The sequence below is a fragment of the Microbulbifer rhizosphaerae genome, assembly GCF_014191725.1.
Lineage (GTDB): Bacteria > Pseudomonadota > Gammaproteobacteria > Pseudomonadales > Cellvibrionaceae > Microbulbifer > Microbulbifer rhizosphaerae.
The window spans coordinates 20104-37449 of record NZ_JACHWZ010000017.1 but is presented as its reverse complement, the minus strand read 5'-3'; the positions used below and the strand labels follow the sequence as shown (position 1 = coordinate 37449).

12 protein-coding genes are annotated in these 17346 nt (G+C 56.8%); 9 read left to right on the top strand and 3 right to left on the bottom strand.

All coding sequences use genetic code 11. The features are described 5' to 3' along the window. Positions 1 to 173 precede the first annotated feature (173 nt). On the top strand, positions 174 to 2981 hold the full coding sequence (locus FHS09_RS16385) for a glycoside hydrolase family 2 protein (protein WP_343057504.1): 2808 nt from the start codon (positions 174 to 176) through the stop codon (positions 2979 to 2981). Between the two features lie 38 nt (positions 2982 to 3019). Beyond that, positions 3020 to 4369, top strand: a complete 1350-nt coding sequence (locus FHS09_RS16380; protein ID WP_183461869.1) for a serine hydrolase domain-containing protein — start codon at positions 3020 to 3022, stop codon at positions 4367 to 4369. 221 nt (positions 4370 to 4590) lie between these two features. Here the strand turns inward: FHS09_RS16380 and FHS09_RS16375 are convergent, their stop codons facing one another. After that, positions 4591 to 5487 (bottom strand): sugar phosphate isomerase/epimerase family protein, encoded by an 897-nt coding sequence (locus FHS09_RS16375; protein ID WP_221192061.1) that lies wholly within the window; start codon positions 5485 to 5487, stop codon positions 4591 to 4593. Continuing rightward, entirely contained in the window at positions 5484 to 6503 is a 1020-nt protein-coding gene (locus FHS09_RS16370; protein ID WP_183461867.1) for a LacI family DNA-binding transcriptional regulator, read from the bottom strand. Before FHS09_RS16370 ends, FHS09_RS16375 begins: the two co-directional genes overlap by 4 nt. A 285-nt stretch (positions 6504 to 6788) precedes the next feature. On the opposite strand from FHS09_RS16370, the gene FHS09_RS16365 reads away from it, so the two are divergent. From FHS09_RS16365 to FHS09_RS16335, 7 genes are all read left to right on the top strand, one after another. Further along, a complete protein-coding gene (locus FHS09_RS16365; protein WP_183461865.1) occupies positions 6789 to 7952 on the top strand; it encodes a Gfo/Idh/MocA family protein in 1164 nt (387 codons plus the stop codon). A 31-nt stretch (positions 7953 to 7983) separates the two neighbouring features. Next, entirely contained in the window at positions 7984 to 9042 is a 1059-nt protein-coding gene (locus FHS09_RS16360; RefSeq protein ID WP_183461864.1) for a sugar phosphate isomerase/epimerase family protein, read from the top strand. A gap of 115 nt (positions 9043 to 9157) precedes the next feature. After that, positions 9158 to 10408 carry a nucleoside permease gene (locus FHS09_RS16355; RefSeq protein ID WP_183461863.1) on the top strand — a complete coding sequence of 417 codons (1251 nt, stop codon included), beginning with the start codon at positions 9158 to 9160 and terminating at the stop codon, positions 10406 to 10408. A 12-nt stretch (positions 10409 to 10420) separates the two neighbouring features. Beyond that, complete coding sequence (locus FHS09_RS16350; protein WP_183461862.1) at positions 10421 to 11320, top strand: hydroxypyruvate isomerase family protein; 900 nt, start codon at positions 10421 to 10423, stop codon at positions 11318 to 11320. Positions 11321 to 11390: 70 nt separating this feature from the next. After that, a complete protein-coding gene (locus tag FHS09_RS16345) occupies positions 11391 to 13079 on the top strand; it encodes a GMC oxidoreductase (protein WP_183461861.1) in 1689 nt (562 codons plus the stop codon). Positions 13080 to 13081: 2 nt separating this feature from the next. After that, a complete protein-coding gene (locus FHS09_RS16340; RefSeq protein WP_183461860.1) occupies positions 13082 to 13639 on the top strand; it encodes a gluconate 2-dehydrogenase subunit 3 family protein in 558 nt (185 codons plus the stop codon). After that, positions 13627 to 14436, top strand: a complete 810-nt coding sequence (locus FHS09_RS16335; RefSeq protein ID WP_246395097.1) for a 3-keto-disaccharide hydrolase — start codon at positions 13627 to 13629, stop codon at positions 14434 to 14436. The genes FHS09_RS16340 and FHS09_RS16335 overlap by 13 nt, the downstream gene beginning before the upstream one ends. A gap of 171 nt (positions 14437 to 14607) precedes the next feature. Here the strand turns inward: FHS09_RS16335 and FHS09_RS16330 are convergent, their stop codons facing one another. Further along, positions 14608 to 16578 (bottom strand): alpha/beta hydrolase family protein, encoded by a 1971-nt coding sequence (locus FHS09_RS16330; RefSeq protein ID WP_183461859.1) that lies wholly within the window; start codon positions 16576 to 16578, stop codon positions 14608 to 14610. Between the last annotated feature and the right edge of the window lie 768 nt (positions 16579 to 17346).

Genomic DNA, 17346 nt, shown 5'->3' with positions numbered 1-17346 from the left:
ATTCCATACCGCCCCCCGGCGCGGTGCGCTCGGCGCACCCTACGTACTGAGCAACAGGTTAGCACCTGTGGGAGCCAGCCCTGCTGGCGAAATGGGTATCGCCGACACCCCATCGCCTGCGGGGCAGGCTCCCACAGAGCGGCCATCCAGAATGAGTAAAGAAGAGGTAAGCTGTGATTTCCCGGTCAATATCTGCATTGTTTTTCCTTGCCCTCTCCGCAACGGTTTTCGCCGATCCGACTGAAATCCGCTACCTCAGCGGCACCGACAAAGACCACACCGTCGACTGGCAGTTCAACGTCAGCGGCGGGCGCAACAGCGGGCGCTGGACAACCATTCCAGTCCCCTCCAACTGGGAGATGCAGGGCTTCGGCAGTTACCATTACTGGAGCGATTGGGAGGGTACCCCCGCGCCGGACCGCGAGGGGCTGTACCGTCACACATTTTCCGTGCCCACAAACTGGCGCGGCAAAAGTATAGAAATTATTTTTGGCGGCGCCATGACCGACACAGAGGTGCGCATCAACGGCGCACCCGCCGGTCCGGTACACCGGGGTGGCTTTTATGAATTCCGCTACGATATCGGCGAACACCTGAACTACGGCGAAGACAACCTGCTGGAAGTAAAAGTCACGCGATTTTCTGCCGACGACTCAATAAATCTCGCTGAGCGCCGCGCCGATTTCTGGATGTTCAGCGGCATCTACCGCCCGGTTTGGCTGGAAGCCCGGCCAACCCAGCATATCCGGCGAGCGGCCCTGGACGCCGGGCACACCGGTGATTTTCACTCCCAGGTTTTCCTCGGCGGTATCGACAACGCCGACTCCGTCCGGGCGAGGATCACCACCCTCGACGGCAAACGAATTGGCAGGCCGTTTTCGGTAAAAATTTCTCCGGGACAAAAACAGGTCTCCATGGAAACCCAAGTGGAAGATATCCTTCCCTGGAGCGCGGAGAAACCCCACCGCTATAAGGCCGTTTTCGAACTCCGGGACCGCAATAAAACCCTGCACCAAGTGGAGGAAATTTTCGGCTTTCGCACCGTCGAGGTCCGTCCCCGGGACGGCCTCTATATCAACGGCCGCAAGGTGCGCCTGAAGGGAGCCAACCGCCACTCCTTCTGGCCCGACTCCGGGCGCACCACCAGCCCGGAAATCAGCCGCCGGGATGTGGAACTGATCAAGGAGATGAACATGAATGCGGTGCGCGTGGGCCATTCCCCACCGGACCGACATTTCCTGGAAATGACCGACGAACTCGGGCTCTACGTGATCGATGAACTCACCGGCTGGCAGGACGCCTACAGTACCGAAGCGGGCCGGCCGCTGGTGCAGGAGCTGATCGTGCGCGACCACAATCACCCCTCGGTGATCATCTGGGCCAACGGCAATGAGGGCGGCTGGAACACTGAACTGGACGGGGACTTCTCCCACTGGGATATCCAGCACCGGCCGGTGATCCATCCCTGGGAGTTGTTCGGCGGCATCAATACCGCCCACTACGAGAGCTACAACTGCTGTACCGGCAGCCTGTTCGGCGGCGGGGAAGTGTTTATGCCCACCGAATTCCTGCACGGCCTCTACGACGGCGGCGCCGCCGCGGGACTGGACGACTGGTGGAAGCGGATGCTGCAAAACCCGTTGTCCGCCGGCGGTTTTATCTGGGCTTTGGTCGACGAGGGCGTGGTACGCGACGACCGGGATGGCGCAATCGATACCGCGGGCAATTCCGCTCCCGACGGTATCCTGGGCCCCTACCGGGAAAAAGAGGGCAGCTTCTTCGCCATCCGCGAAATCTGGTCGCCGGTGTATTTCCCACAGAGCGAACAGAGCCACCTCCCGACCAGTTTTGACGGCGTGTTGGAAGTTGCCAACCGCTACGATTTCACCAATCTGCGCGAGCTGGATTTCCGCTGGGCGCTGATCGATTTTCCCGGCCCGGCGCAAACGGCCGCGAACCACAAAGCGGGCCACAAGATCGCGGCACGGGGCAGAGCCGACGCACCCGATATCGCCCCGGGCCGGTCCGGCACCCTGCAACTGGAGCTTCCCGAAGACTGGCGGTCCCGGGACGCACTGGCCCTGACAGCGAGAGACCACACCGGCAGGGATATCTATACCTGGACCTGGATGATCATCCCGCCCGCGGCGATGGCCGGGCGCATGGTAAAGACCGACAGCGAAGGCACGGTAACCGCGGAGGAAACGCAAACACAGATCCGCCTCGGTACCGGCGATCTCCAGCTGTCGATCGACAAAAGCACCGGCCGCCTGGCCGGCGTCAGCCGAGGCGGGAAAAAGCTGTCCCTGAGCAACGGCCCTCGGCTGGTGTCCGGGGACGGCAAGCTATCAAATATTGAATTGCGGCAGGAGGCCGGTGCGCAGGTCGTCAGCGCCCAGTACCAAGGGGAAGGCGAGATGCGCCGGATCGAGTGGCGCCTGCACCCGGGCAGCTGGCTGCAGCTGACCTATGCCTACCAGATGCCCGGGCAGGTGGAGACGGACTATCTGGGCGTGACCTTCGATTATCCCGAGGAAAAAGTCACCGGCGTCCGCTGGCTGGGGCGGGGGCCCTACCGGGTGTGGAAAAACCGCCTCAAGGGCGTGACCTTCGATATCTGGCACAAAAACTACAACGACACGGTCACCGGGCAGTCCTGGGAGTATCCGGAATTCAAGGGCTTCCACCGCGACCTCTACTGGGCGCAACTGGAAACCCGCGAACTGCCCATTACCCTGGTGGCCACCGCAGAGAACACCTTTTTGCGGCTGTTTACTCCGAAGGAAGCCAAAGACCCTATGCAGACAAGCGTCGAGTTTCCCGCGGGGGATATCTCATTGCTCACCGGCATAGCACCCATAGGCACCAAGTTTCACCCACCGGAGGCGCACGGTCCCCAAGGCGGGCCCAACCGGGTCCGCAAGCTGGGGCAGTGGTACCAGGGTGAGATCTTTCTGTACTTCGGCACCTTTCCCGAATGAATGAACATTTAAAAAGTAGAACTTCCAAGGAGAAGGACATGAACCTGTATTTCAATCGCAAACTGTTACTGATTCTGCCCCTCGTCCTCGCGGGCTGCTCGGGAGACACCCCCCAGAGCGAAATGCCGCAACAATTTGACTACTCTGCCATTGAGCCCCGGCAGGGAGCCCACTCCGAAGCGGTTGCGGATATCGACCAACTGCTCCAGTCATTTGTCGACGAGAAAAAGGCCAGCAGCGTGGTGGGCTTCGTGGCCAAAGACGGCAAGGTTCTCTACTCCAAGGCCTTTGGCTGGAAGGATATCGAGAAGCGGGTACCCGCGACGGTTGACGACTACTACGTACTCTTCTCCCAGACCAAGGCCGTGGTCACTGTTGCCTTTATGACGCTCGTGGAACAGGGCCTGGTGTCCATCGACGATCCTGTAGCCAAATATTTTCCCGAAATCCCCAATGAGGTGGTGACCGCCATCCACGAGGACGGCACCTACGAAACCCGCCCCACCGCCACCCCGTTGACCTTCGTCCACCTGATGTCGCATACCTCCGGGCTCGGCGCGGGCCCGGCCGGCGAGCTTCAAAGGGCCGACCGGCAAACGGACTTCCGCCCCGTCGGCTTCGGCGGCGCGGCCCCGGACTTCACGCCCCACGGCCAGCATAGCGGCGGCGGCGATTACCATGCCAGATATCTCGAGGAGGAGATGCTCGCCCTGGTGAAATACCCTCTCGGCTTCGATCCGGGCAGTGACTGGAATTACCACGTCAGCAGCAATATGCTCGGCTACCTGGTCGAGCGTATTTCCGAAATGCCGCTGCGGGAGTACGTCAAGGAATCCGTACTCGACCCGCTGGGCATGAACGACACCGACTGGTACTACGAGCCGGAGGCACTCGACCGTTTCGTCAAGGCTTACAACGCCGTCGACGGCCAGTTGCAACCGGCCACCAACATCTACAGCGAGGGAGCGGTGAGCAGGGAGCAAAGCTACAGCGAAGGCGCCATCGGCCTGAATGGCCCGATCGGGGACTACGCCAAATTCTGCCAGATGCTGCTCAACAAAGGGGAGTTCAACGGCAAGCGCATTTTAAAGCCGGAAACCGTCGAGCTGATGACCCGGGTAAACCGCCTGCCAGCACAGCATTCCGGCGCAAAAGGCTTTCAGTTTGGGCTGGGGTTCGAACTCTATAACGACGATAAAAAGCCGCTTCCGCAGGTGTCGAATACCGCCTATGCCTGGGGAGGCATGTTGGGAACGGGATATATCATCGACCCGGAAAACCACATGATCGCCCTTTTCTACCTGAACATGTTCCGGCACGAGCCGCTGTACCCGCGGTTTCTCAGCAAGGCATACCAGCTTGGCAATGACTCAGCGCCTGAATACTAGTGTCCTGTCTGGTATTAAATAGTGATATCAGCGGGCCGCTAAGCGGCCAGGTGCTAGGCGCACTTGCGCCGGCGTAGTGATCTACGTCAAGCAAGTGCAACGCCGCAGTCAGCAACTGACGCCGTTCATTCCGGCGCAGGTAGGAGACGCGTAAGCGGTGCTCACAATGCTCCACGTATACTCCGTATGCTGCGCTCCGGCGGGGGCCTCACATCACACTTTCAGCTTAATTTAGTGCCATTCGTATGAGAGGCTAATTGCTTCATCCCTTCATAGCCCTGGCGAATGGTGCTGATCGGGTCATCGGTATGATCCCGCTCCACAAATCCGTGCTCAAGTCCCGCAATATCTGCGGCGGCGAAAATCCGGCGGAAGTCGATAACGCCCTGACCAACATCGGCAAAGTTACCATTCTCGTCCATGTCCTTGACATGCCAGAGCCGGAATCGCCCGGGATGCTTGCGAAAATAGTCCAGAGGGTCTTTCCCGGCTTTGGCAATCCAGTAGAGATCCAGCTCCATATAGACATGCTGTGGATCGGTTTCAGCCAGAATGACATGGTAAGGGACCTGATCGTCCACTTTGTCGAATTCAAATGCATGGTTATGGTAGGCAAACTTGAGGCCGGCTTTGGAGCAGCGTTCACCCAGGATATTGAACTGTTCAGCCAGGCGCTTGTAGGTATCGATACCGGTGCCCCGCTGCTCGTCATTGAGATAAGGCACGACGATGTACCTGTGCCCCAGAATTTGGGCCGCTTCTATCAAGGATTCAAAATCTTTTTGCAGACTTTCCAACGGCGCATGGGTTGATGGCGCGGTGAGCCCTTCACTATCCAGTATTTCGCGCAGTACTTTGGGCTTGTGGTCGAAATAGCCGGCAAACTCGACCTCCCTGTAACCAACACTGGCCGCGAGTTTAAGCGTTTCCGGCACACTTTTGGCCATTAGGTCCCGTAGAGTGTAAAGCTGCAGGCCTACTTTTTTCTGAGCTGAGGACTTGGCCAGTGAACTCAGCCCCGGAATTGCCATCAGCCCCAGCCCTGCACCCAAGCCAAGCAATTGGCGCCGGCTTATTAACACATCCTTCTTTAGTCCCACTTTATTATTGTCAGTCATTGCAATGTCTCCTCGATTGAAGCTGGCCCTGTGCTGGCCCTGACAACCAACTCAAATGGCAAAATAACCTTCGGAGCCTTTTTGATCCGACCCTCAAGTAAATCAATCAACAACGACACTGCTGTACTGCCGAACTCCTCGGCGGGCTGGGCTATCGTTGTCAGGGGTGGGTCGCTGAATGGCGCGAAGGCAATATCGTCAAACCCTGCGACCGAGATATCGTCGGGCACCCTGAGGCCGCTTTGCTTGATACGCTGTATGGCCCCTATGGCCATTTCGTCGTTTTCGCAAAAAATTGCCGTGGGTCTCTCATTGAGATCGATTAAAACACCGGCGGCCTTGTGGCCGGAATGCAAGGTAAAGTCACCGGGACATAAAAGGCTTTCATCAAAAGCTATTCCAGCCTCTTCCAGTGCATCGCGATAGCCCGCAAGGCGGTCACGGGTCAATGGGCTGCTCTTAGGCCCCTTGATTACCGCAATGCGCCGGTGGCCCAGCTGGAGCAAGTGTTCGGTCATCGCGCGCGCCGCCGCACGATTATCCAGAGCGACCGTCGGAACCGTTGTATCGTCCAGCACTTCACAGGCATTAACCATCGGCAGCGCAGCGTTACCGCCAGCATCTTCTGCACCGAAGGGGTTGTAGGCTCGCAGTTGAATAACGCCATCCGCCTGGAAGGTATGCACCATCTTCGCGTACCCCTCTTCCATTTCCGGATTGCCGAAAGTGTTGCACAACAAAATGGAGTAGCTCCTTTTGTGGGCCTCCTCTTGCATCCCGCTGATAACCCTTGCAAAAAACAGGTTGGCTACGGTCGGTACAAGCACTACCAGATTCCCAGACTTGCCCGAGCGAAACTTTGCCGCCATAAGGTTGGGCCTGTAATCGAGCTTCTTGATTGCCGATAGAACCTTGTTGCGGGTTTTCAAGGAAACAAGCTCTGGCTTTTGCAAGGCGCGGGACACCGTGGCCACAGACACCCCCGCCAGTTTTGCGACCTCTCGATTGTTTGACATCCTCCCCCCTCCACGGACGCCTGCCATGCAGGACACTACTTCACAAACACCGGGATTGTATCCGGTATCATAAGTATGCGCCAACCCTGCCCAGAAACTGACCAAAATCTCACTTTCCGTGCCAGCTAAAGACGATATTTCGACAAAATGTGCCGAATTGCACAGAAACCATTTCCAATCTTATATGTATCCGGATACATTTTTATGTTGACGATCCCAAATGTATTCGGATACATTTTGCTTATCAAGCACATTTCTCCAAGGTGAAGTGGCCTAAGGAGCCCTATGAAAACAGATCAGAATAAAGTGCGTATGGGCATGATAGGCGGCGGCGAAGGTGCCTTTATTGGCGCCGTCCACCGCTGTGCCGCGGCACTGGATGCCAGGATCGAACTGGTGTGCGGCGCCTTCAGCCGCGATCCCGACAACAATCGGCGCACAGCAACCGATCTCGGGTTGGCAGTTGATCGCACCTACAACTCCTGGCAAGCGCTGATCGAGCAGGAGGCCCAGCGCCCGGCGCCTGAGCGCATGGAGATGCTGGTTATCGCAACCCCCAACCATTTACATGTACCCATTGCTTTAGCGGCGATCAACGCCGGTTTCCACGTATTTTCCGAGAAACCCGCCGCTGTTTCCCTGGGGGAGGCCCAGCAGTTGGCCCAGGCCCTGGATGCGTCCAACTGCCTGTACGGCCTTGCGCATACCTATCTGGGATACCCCATGGTGTGGCAGGCGCGGGAAATGGTGCGCGAAGGCATGCTCGGCACCCTGCGTAAGATCTACGTGGAATATCCCCAGGGCTGGCTCAGCGAAAATCAAGAGGCCCAGGACAACAAGCAGGCTGCCTGGCGCTGTGATCCGTCACTGGCCGGCGCGAGCGGTTGCATGGCCGATATCGGCACCCACGCCTTTGGCCTGGCCGAATTCATCGCCAACCAGCAGATTACCTCCCTGTGCGCCGAACTGAATACGCATCTCCCGGATCGCCGGCTCGACGATGACGGTGCCGCCCTCTTCCGCACCCGGAATGGCGCCAGCGGTGTATTGATCGCCAGCCAGGTCTGTGCTGGCGAGGAGAACGCGTTAAAAATCCGGGTATACGGCGATAAAGGTGGTCTGGAATGGCAACAAATGTCACCCAACAGCTTGGTCTATCGCCAGCTTGGCCAACCTATGCAGGTGCTGCGCGCCGGCGTCGACCAGCCAGGCCTGAGTGCCGAGGCGTTGCGGCGTTGCCGGCTACCGGGCGGTCACCCCGAAGGCTACCTCGAAGCCATGGGCAATCTGTATCGGGATTTTGCGGCCGCCATTCGCAGCGGAGCAGCAGGCTCTGCACCCGGTGTCCCCGGCATCTCGGCCGGCCTGCGCGGTATGGCGTTTATTGAAACCGTCGTCGCCAGCCGGGAAAGCGACACCAAGTGGATTGAATTGCCCAATGTCGGCTGAAGACCGATAACGATAAACGAGGAGCATTGACATGACAGGTATCAAGGGGCCGGCGATTTTCCTGGCCCAGTTTATGGCGGATGAGGCGCCTTTCAACCGCCTGGATACCATTGCCCAGTGGGCCGCATCCCTAGGCTATAAAGGCATCCAGGTCCCGACCAGCGACAGTCAGTTTTTTGACTTGAAGAAAGCTGCAGAAAGCCAGGCGTACTGCGACGACATGCGCGGCATCTGTGCCGAAGCCGGGATAGAAATCACCGAACTATCCACTCATCTTCAAGGGCAGTTGGTGGCGGTGCATCCGGCCTATGATGAGCTGTTCGACAACTTCGCCCCCACCGCCCTCGCGGGCAATCCCAAAGCGCGTACCGAGTGGGCCGTCGACCAGTTGAAGTTGGCGGCCAAGGCGAGCCAGCGGCTGGGACTAAAAGCTCACGCTACCTTTTCCGGCGCTCTGCTCTGGCATCTGGTCTATCCCTGGCCCCAGCGCCCCGTCGGCCTGGTTGAGCAAGGCTTTGCCGAGTTGGCGCGGCGCTGGCGACCGATTCTGGACGCCTTCGATGAAGCCGGCGTGGACCTCTGTTACGAAATCCACCCGGGAGAGGACCTGCACGACGGCGCCTCCTTTGAAAGATTTTTGGCAGCGGTGGACAACCACCCGCGGGCCAATATTCTTTTTGACCCCAGTCACTTTGTCCTGCAGCAACTCGACTACCTGGATTTTATCGATCGCTACCACGACCGCATTCGCATGTTTCACGTCAAGGATGCGGAGTTCAACCCCACCGGCCGCGCCGGCGTTTACGGCGGCTATGAGGACTGGGTGAACCGCCCGGGCCGCTTCCGTTCACTGGGTGATGGCCAAGTGGACTTCAGAAGTATTTTCAGCAAGCTGACCCAATACGATTTTAAAGGCTGGGCAGTGCTCGAATGGGAGTGCTGCCTGAAAAACTCCGAACAGGGAGCGGCCGAAGGCGCGGCTTTCATAAAGGAACGAATGATCAACAGGGCCGCGCGCTCGTTTGACGACTTTGCCGGTGGCAATACCAGCGAACAGCGCAACCGCCGGATACTCGGATTAGCGGATTAGGAACAGGAAGGAATGGCACCAAGTTAAGGCCTAGGCGGGCTCTCAGCATCACACTTTCGACTTAATTTAGCGCCATTCAAAACAGGACATTTCTAACAAAAAGTGTGGGCAACAGATGAATATTATAAAAATACGTCTCAGCGCCATGATGTTCCTCCAGTTTTTTATCTGGGGAGGATGGTTTGTCACTCTGGGCACATTCCTGGCCCAAAACCTCAATGCCACCGGTAGCCAGACCGGCATGGCCTTTGCGACTCAATCCTGGGGCGCCATCGTCGCCCCCTTGATTGTCGGGCTGATCGCTGACCGATACTTCAATGCCGAGCGCATACTTGGCATCCTTCATCTGGTGGGTGCAGTTCTGATGTATCAACTCTATCGAGCCGAGAGCTTCGGTAGTTTTTATCCCTTTGTACTGGCCTATATGATTCTGTATATGCCGACCCTCGCTCTGGTCAACTCAGTGGCATTCCGGCAAATGAATGACCCGGCCAAAGACTTTGCCAAAATTCGGGTGTGGGGCACCGTCGGCTGGATTGCCGCGGGGCTCATTATCAGCTATGGCTTCTCCTGGGATTCTCAACAGGCCATTGCGGCGGGCCTGCTGAAAAACACTTTCCTGATGGGCGCCCTGGCGTCGCTGATTCTGGGTATCTTCAGTTTTACCCTGCCCGAGACACCACCCGCCGCTGCGCTGGGTGAAAGACTGACGCTTCGCGATGCACTGGGACTGGATGCCCTGGGCCTGTTGAAAGACCGCAACTTTGCGCTCTTCTTCCTCTCCTCAGTACTGATCTGCATTCCCCTGGCATTCTACTACCAAAACGCCAACCCCTTCCTGACGGAAATCGGCGTTGAAAATGCCACAGGCAAAATGACCATTGGCCAGATTTCTGAAGTACTTTTTATGCTGGTGCTGCCGATATTCCTTAAACGCTTCGGCATCAAGTTGACGCTACTGATCGGCATGATCGCCTGGGCACTGAGATACGCATTGTTCGCTTTCGGCGATGCCGACAACCTTGTATTCATGCTAATCCTCGGCATTGCTCTGCACGGCATCTGTTACGACTTCTTCTTCGTATCCGGCCAAATCTACACAAACTCCAAAGCCGGCGAAAAATTCAAGAGTTCCGCCCAGGGCATGATTACCCTGGCTACCTATGGTGTCGGTATGCTCATTGGGTTCTGGGTGGCCGGGAAAATTACCGAAAAGTTTACCGTCGCGGATGGCCATCTGTGGCAAAACATCTGGCTGTTCCCTGCGGCCTTTGCGTTGGCAGTTTTTGTGCTCTTCACACTGACATTCAACAAAGAAAAAGCACATGCTGACGAGGGATTGTTATCACAGGGCTCCACCGAGTGAGGCTAAGTAAAAATGACTTTCAACCCGAACCGACGCACCGTGCTCCGCAACCTTGCCGCAGGCACGCTGGGGGCTAGCGCGATGAGCGCGCTGAGTGCGAACACCCTGGCCACTCCAAAAATTCCAGAGCCCTTTAAGCTGAAAGGCAACATCAACCACTCCGTCAGCCGCTGGACCTATGGCGAGCTCTCCCTCGAGAGGCTATGCATGGTGATCAAGGACCTGGGCTTTGCCGCCATTGATCTGGTGAGCCCGAAGGATTGGGCCCTGCTCAAACGCGAGGGGGTCGACTCTTCCATGTGTAATGGTGCGGAAATCAGCCTGGAGGATGGCTGGGGTGATAGCCGATTTCACACTCAGCTGATTGATAACTATCGCAAGCATATCGACTTGGTAGCAGATGCCGGCTACCGGAACCTGATCTGCTTCAGCGGCAACGCCCGTGGGATGGACCCGGAAACAGGGCTGAAAAATGCCATCGAAGGCCTCAAGAAAATTCTTTCCCAAGCGGAAAAGCGCGGCGTAATCGTGCAAATGGAACTGTTCAACAGCAAGGTCGACCACCCTGACTACCTATGTGACAACTCCGCTTGGGGGATAGAATTGTGTAAACGACTGGACTCCCCCAATTTCAAACTTCTCTACGATATTTACCATATGCAAATCAGTGAAGGGGATATTATCCGGACCATCCGCGATCATCATCAATACTTCGGTCATTACCACACAGCCGGTGTTCCAGGACGCAATGAAATAGATGACACACAGGAACTCTACTATCCGGCCATTGCCCGCGCGGTCAAGGAAACCGGCTTTGACGGCTACATTGCCCAGGAGTTTATCCCTACCAGAGGGAATATCGAGGGTAATATCGAATCATTGAAATCAGCAATACAAATCTGCGATGTCTAACAAATAAAGGCGCCCCGAAATCCAGACATTCAATTTACAACATAAATAATACGGCACAAGAGGTATGACCATGGCGAATAATAATCATTACGACGCTATCGTGGTTGGCTCTGGTATCAGCGGTGGATGGGCTGCCAAAGAGCTTACCGAGAAAGGGCTCAAAGTCCTGCTGCTTGAACGCGGACGCAATATAGAACACATAAAAGATTATAAAAATGCGCACAAGGAAGCATGGGACTACCCGCACCGGGACACACCAACCCAGAAAATGAAGGAAGAGGAACCGGTACTGAAGCGCGAATATACGCTGAACGAATCCACCTCCGGCATGTGGGCCAGCCACAAAGATTCTCCCTATGTGGAAGACAAACGCTTCGACTGGTTTCGCGGTTACCATGTCGGTGGCCGGTCACTGCTGTGGGGGCGCCAGAGCTATCGCTGGAACCGTCTGGATTTTGAAGCCAATCTGCGCGAGGGCATCGCCGTCGACTGGCCCATTCGCTACGACGACCTGGCCCCCTGGTACGACCATGTCGAACGCTTTGCCGGTATCAGTGGCAACCGCGACGGCCTGGATGTCCTGCCAGACGGTCAGTTCCAGCCCGCATTCGAAATGAACTGTGTGGAAAAGGATGTCGCCGCCCGAATCCAAAAGGCCTTTAAGGGCGATCGTCATATGATTATGGGGCGAGCCGCAAATATCACTCAGCCCATGCCGGAGCAGAACCGGATAAATTGCCAGGCTCGGGCCAAGTGTTGGCTGGGTTGCCCCTTCGGCGGCTATTTCAGCACTCAATCCTCGACTCTACCGGCGGCTATGGCAACCGGCAACCTTACGCTTCGCCCCTATTCCATTGTGACCCGGTTGCTTTACGACAAAGACAGGAAGCGCGCCAGCGGCGTCGAAATTATCGATGCGGAAACCAATCAGACTTACGAGTTCACCAGCAAAATTGTGTTCCTGAACGCCTCCAGCTTCAATTCCACCTGGGTGCTGATGAACTCCGCCACCGATATCTGGCCCGATGGCCTGGGCAGCAGCAGCGGCGAGTTGGGTCACAATGTAATGGACCACCATCTCAATGTGGGAGCTGGCGGCGAAGTGGAGGGTTACCGGGACAAGTATTACTTCGGCCGCCGCCCGACCGGGATCTATGTACCGCGATTCCGCAACTGGAACGGCGACCAGCGCGATTATCTGCGCGGCTTCGGTTACCAGGGGGGTGCCAGTCGACGGGGCTGGAGGAGAGACGTAGCGGAGCTGAGCATTGGCGCCGATCTCAAGGATGCCCTGAGCGAGCCGGGTAACTGGAGAATCGGCATGGGCGGCTTCGGCGAGATGCTGCCCTACCACGACAACCGGATTTACCTGAATCACGACGTCAAAGACAGGTGGGGATTGCCGGTACTGGCGATGGATGTAGAGATCCGAGAGAACGAAATCGCCATGCGCAAGGACATGATGCAGGACGCCGTGGACATACTGGAAGCCGGGGGCGCAAAGAATGTACGCGGATTTTCCGGCGAATATGCCCCGGGCAAGGGCATTCACGAGATGGGAACCGCGCGTATGGGGCGCGATGCCAAAACCTCCGTACTCAACGGTCACAACCAAGTCTGGGATGCGCCCAACGTCTTCGTTACCGATGGGGCCTGTATGACTTCTGCATCCTGCGTGAATCCGTCACTGACCTACATGGCACTCACCGCCCGGGCTGCCGATTACGCAGTGGAAGAACTGAAAAAAGGTAACCTTTAGCCATGAACAGACGCGAACTGTTAAAAATGATTGCCGCCGCTACAGGCGCGGCCTTTGTTGGCGGAAATGTACTGCTGACAGGTTGTACACGCAGGGAGCCTCCGGAAGAATACCGCTTTGACGCTACCCATGTGGCGCTTCTGGATGAGATTGCCGAAACCATTATTCCACGAACCAATACGCCCGGCGCGAAGGATGCGCAGGTGGGGCAGTTTATGACCGTTATGGTGAACGACTGTTATATCAGCGAAGAGCAGGCTGTTTTTCATCGCGGTATCACACAGCTGCAGACCGCCAGCCTGGAGTCCTACGACACTGCCTTTATGGATTTGAGCCCGGGAGATCGGCACAGCCTGATCTCGCAACTGGACCGTGAATCCAGGCTGCATAATGCGGGGCAGACTGACCCGCACTACTTCACCATGATGAAGCAACTCACCCTGTTCGGCTTCTTTACCTCAAAGCTGGGCGCAACCGAAGTGCTTCGTTATGCCGCAATACCGGGCCATTTTGAGGGCTGTATCCCTTATACGGAGGGCGATCGAGCTTGGGCGACCTGATCAGGAAATACAATCAAATGAAAAACAATCCCCTCCGACTCTTCAGATCAACGGCCTTTGCCATGACCATTCCGTGTGTTTTCGCGGTATTATCCTGCGATGCGGAGTCAACAGACAAAGCACTGGAACCCTGGCAACTCGCCGAAAAGTCAGAAGTATGGGAACCGGTTCCCAAGGCCGTGAAAGCGCTATCGAACGCTCCGCCCTCGGACGCCGTCGTATTGTTCGATGGTAACGATTTGTCGCAGTGGGAATCCACGCAAGGCGGCGAGGCCGAATGGGCCCTGAAGGAAGGAGTCCTGACCGTAGTGCCGGGAATGGGTGATATCCGCACCAAGCGCGTATTCTGTGATGTGCAATTACACCTCGAATGGCGCACTCCCACCCAGTTCGGTGATCGCAAGGGCCAACAGCGTAATAACAGCGGCGTATTCCTGCAGGAACGCTATGAGGTGCAGATCCTGGATTCCTATAAAAACCCGACCTACTCCAATGGTCAGGCTGCTTCAATTTACAAGCAGCATATCCCCCTGGTGAATGCCTCGCGGCCGCCGGGTGAATGGCAGACTTACGATATTATTTTCAAAGCACCTCGATTTGAACACAAGAAGCTGGTCGAGCCGGCGACCATTACGGTTCTACACAATGGCATGCTGGTGCAGAATCATGTGGAAATACTGGGCACAACCGTGTGGATAGGCGAACCCGGATATGAAGTTCACGACTGCGCACCCATCGCCCTGCAGGACCACAACGATTTTGTGAGTTTCCGCAATATCTGGATAAGAGAACTGTAAGCAGGCTGCGCGAGGCCGCTGATATCGCCGAAGCCGGACAGCTGTTGCGTCCGGCGGGCGTGATCACCGCGGCCTGCTCATGGCGGCGCGGGCTCAAACCAGCTCTGAGCCGTGTCCCCCGCAGGAAAGGACTTAGGTCCCGGGTAATGCACGCCGGATCACCCGCCGTGCTTACTGCAGGTGCCGGTCAACGAACGCGACCACAGCTTCCACCGCCTGCAATCGGGTCTTCCCTTGCAGCAGGTTGTGGTTTTCCTCCTCCAACTCCAGGAGTTCGACGGTTTTCTTCGCGCGCTTAAGTTGCTTGTACATGGTCTTCGACTGGGCGAAGGGCACCGTCTTGTCTTTCTCACCGTGGATCAACAGCACCGGTGCGTGGAAGTTTTTCGCGTGTCGCGCGGGCGATATCTCGTTCAGCTTCTCCTTGGAAGCGTCGCCCTTGGCGATGTTGTTCTCCCAATAGGCCAGCACCCAGTGATCCCGGCCGTGCTCGCTCTTTTCTTCCTTGAGCATGTCGCGCAGGTCAGCCACGCCATTGATGGACACAACGCAGCGGTAGAGTTCCGGCGTAAAGGCGCCACCGGCGAGAGCCGCGTAGCCGCCGTAGCTGGCGCCCACTATGCACACCCGCTCGGGATCAACGATCCCCTTGTCGATATGAAACCGCACTGCGTCGGTGAGGTCGTCCTGCATTTTTCGCCCCCACTCGCCGTGACCGGCCTCATAGTGATCCTGACCGAACCCCTCAGAGCCGCGAAACTGGGGTTGGATCACCAGGTAGCCGCGGTTGGCCAGCGCCTGGGCCAGCCAGTCGAAGCCAATCCGATCGTATGAGGCGGGCCCCCCGTGGGGCATAAGCACAGCCGGGAGGTCCTTCATATTTCCCAGCTTGTGGCGCGGAATGGTCAGCAGGGTGGGAATGGGCAAGCCGTCGCGCGCCCGGAAAGTTACCTTGCCGATGGGATGAATATGCTTTTCGGTAATATTCGGGCGCGCACTCGCCAGTTGCACCGGCGGCTGTCCCTGGCTGAATTTGTAATAGTGGCCGGAAAAGCTCGATCCCTCCACATACACGACCAGGTCTTTCCAGCCCTCACTCCAGTCCTGCAACCTAACCGAGTGTTCGGGGAACATGGCCTGGATATCCGCCATGCGACGGTCCAGCTCCGGATCGAAGAACTTGTAACTGGGCGTGAAGCCGGAATAGCGCACACCCCACACCACCCGGTTCAGGTCCTTGTAGGTATATTCCACATCCGCATCCTCGCGCCCGAATCCGGCCCATTGGAGTTTGCCGTCCAGCAGCGACATGAGGTAGTAGTCGTCGCGCCCGGTGCTGTCGTTATTGGCAAGGACCACCAGGGATTCCCGGTCCGGGGATATGCCCACCACCGAGATATTCATCATTTCGGTGTCTTCGCGGTAGATCTCCTTCCACTCCTCCCCCTGCCTGGCCAGTATGCGGTGCCTGTCCCGGCGGTTGTTGAAAATCTCGTGGGCGATGACCTCCCCCTGCCTGTTCACGAAGAAATCCAGGGAACTGTTCTTGCCCTTGAAATGCACCTTTGGCCGGCGCGGAGAATCCAGCTCCACGCGCAGCAGGTCCATATCGGGACTCCGGTCGTGCCTGTCTTCCGGCACATAGGCGGGCATATACACGTATTTGCGATCCGGAGACATGCCGACGATACGTCCCATCCCCCTCTGGCCCGGGTAGATCACGTCGCCAGGCGTCAGCAACTGGCGCAGTTCATTCCGGCGCAGGTTGTAGGCGTAAGCGGTGCTCAAGTCCAGCTCATCGCGGTAGCCGAATAAGTGACGCACTTCGGAAACCACCAGGATTAATTCATCCTCAGTGGCAAAATACAGGTAGCGGGGAGTGATCTCGCTGACATCCACCGCCGCCAGGCGCTTTTTTTCTTTCAATGAGACAACCACGACAAGATCGCGCTCACCGTCCGTATTCCGGAAGGCGATCATATCGCCGCTTGGCGAAATGCTCATCATGCTGATATTGGGCAGTGCGCCGTATTCGTGCACGGAAAGCTCCGCCTGCTCGGCCGCATGGGAAGGGAGATACCAGCAAAAGCTCAATAGAAAGACCACAGCAATTTTCAGTGGTCGCAATAGGGAATTGGTCATCAATACTTATCCTTATTGTTACTGCCAAACGCCTGCCCACGGCAAAGGCATCCAACCACCTAGGATACCCAATTTGTATCTGGCTGTCCGCCTGGAAGGAACGAAACCGGTATCACCCGGTGGGAGAAACCACCGGCGTCCGTCGGGCCACCCCTCCTGTGTGTGGGAAAGCCGCCTCGGGGGCGCCACCTTCGATACCAGGCACAAGAACTTACAAGGATTTACAACGACAAGCCCACCGGGCAGCCCCGGGGGTATCCGCATCCCGCCGAGCACAGATTTCGGCCAGTCCAGGCGCTAAAGACAGCTCTTGCCCGGTACCCATAGCACCTCGAGGCCGCCGTTGGCGGTGCTGTCTACGTCACTCGATCTCCGCCACCATTCGCAATGACATCAAAATCTTCGAACGAATTGCCAAGGAATATCATGCCGGAAGACGGGAACATCTATGATATTGACAATAAAACAGACTTGCGCAATGTGGCACTTATGATTATGAAGTGGAAAAGGGCGCATCCAGTTCTACCAGATAGTCGAAACTCCGGAATGTCCAGCTCCGGGAGAAAGACCAGCTACCGGATAAAGACCAGGATGCTTTGCAAGATATCCGCTGAATGATTTTAAAGACATGTTGGGCTTCGGCAAGATTCGAGGCTGCACTCCATCTTTATCGTCTTTTGAAATTCCTTGTTTTTATGGACGACAGAAAGAAAGGCGGAAAAATTGTTTTAAGAAACATCGAAATGGGAAAACAGCCCTAAACTGGTT

Coding starts and splice junctions, on each gene's coding strand:
- FHS09_RS16380 (WP_183461869.1), top strand. CDS start 3,020: ATGAACCTGTATTTCAATCGCAAACTGTTACTGATTCTGCCCCTCGTC.
- FHS09_RS16375 (WP_221192061.1), bottom strand. CDS start 5,487: ATGACTGACAATAATAAAGTGGGACTAAAGAAGGATGTGTTAATAAGC.
- FHS09_RS16370 (WP_183461867.1), bottom strand. CDS start 6,503: ATGTCAAACAATCGAGAGGTCGCAAAACTGGCGGGGGTGTCTGTGGCC.
- FHS09_RS16365 (WP_183461865.1), top strand. CDS start 6,789: ATGAAAACAGATCAGAATAAAGTGCGTATGGGCATGATAGGCGGCGGC.
- FHS09_RS16360 (WP_183461864.1), top strand. CDS start 7,984: ATGACAGGTATCAAGGGGCCGGCGATTTTCCTGGCCCAGTTTATGGCG.
- FHS09_RS16355 (WP_183461863.1), top strand. CDS start 9,158: ATGAATATTATAAAAATACGTCTCAGCGCCATGATGTTCCTCCAGTTT.
- FHS09_RS16350 (WP_183461862.1), top strand. CDS start 10,421: ATGACTTTCAACCCGAACCGACGCACCGTGCTCCGCAACCTTGCCGCA.
- FHS09_RS16345 (WP_183461861.1), top strand. CDS start 11,391: ATGGCGAATAATAATCATTACGACGCTATCGTGGTTGGCTCTGGTATC.
- FHS09_RS16340 (WP_183461860.1), top strand. CDS start 13,082: ATGAACAGACGCGAACTGTTAAAAATGATTGCCGCCGCTACAGGCGCG.
- FHS09_RS16330 (WP_183461859.1), bottom strand. CDS start 16,578: ATGACCAATTCCCTATTGCGACCACTGAAAATTGCTGTGGTCTTTCTA.